Origin of the sequence: Hydrogenoanaerobacterium saccharovorans, from assembly GCF_016901815.1 — a bacterium.
GTDB lineage: Bacteria > Bacillota > Clostridia > Oscillospirales > Ruminococcaceae > Avimicrobium > Avimicrobium caecorum.
The window spans coordinates 1-409 of record NZ_JACSNR010000040.1 but is presented as its reverse complement, the minus strand read 5'-3'; the positions used below and the strand labels follow the sequence as shown (position 1 = coordinate 409).

The following is a 409-nucleotide window of genomic DNA, read 5'->3' as shown; positions in this document are numbered from 1 at the left end:
CCCATAATTTGCTTTACAGTTATTCTCGTTTCGTTTTCATTGTTCAATTTTCAATGTGCAAGTTTCGCTTTTCCGTCCCAGGGCCCGGGACTCGAGTCACTCTCCGCTTTTACCGATTATACCTTCGGTTGAATCGTGTCGTAACCGCTTCTCTTTCCCTGTGCCGCAAAAGCTATGGTGGGCTAAAGTGGACTCGAACCACCGACCTCACGATTATCAGTCGTGTGCTCTAACCAGCTGAGCTATTAGCCCGCGTTTCGGAAGCCAGTCTCCATTCCACACCCTCTCCTGGTGGAGATGAGGAGGATCGAACTCCTGACCCCCTGCGTGCAAAGCAGGTGCTCTCCCAGCTGAGCTACACCCCCGTATCAGAGGCTGTGGACTCTCGCCTTCGCTTCCCCATTTTGAA

At 52.1% G+C, this 409-nt stretch carries 2 tRNA genes; both read right to left on the bottom strand.

Annotated features, from left to right (window positions below):
• Positions 1-175: 175 nt before the first annotated feature.
• A tRNA-Ile gene (locus H9X81_RS11580) sits at positions 176-252 on the bottom strand.
• Between the two features lie 37 nt (positions 253-289).
• Positions 290-365, bottom strand: a tRNA-Ala gene (locus H9X81_RS11575).
• Positions 366-409 lie beyond the last annotated feature (44 nt).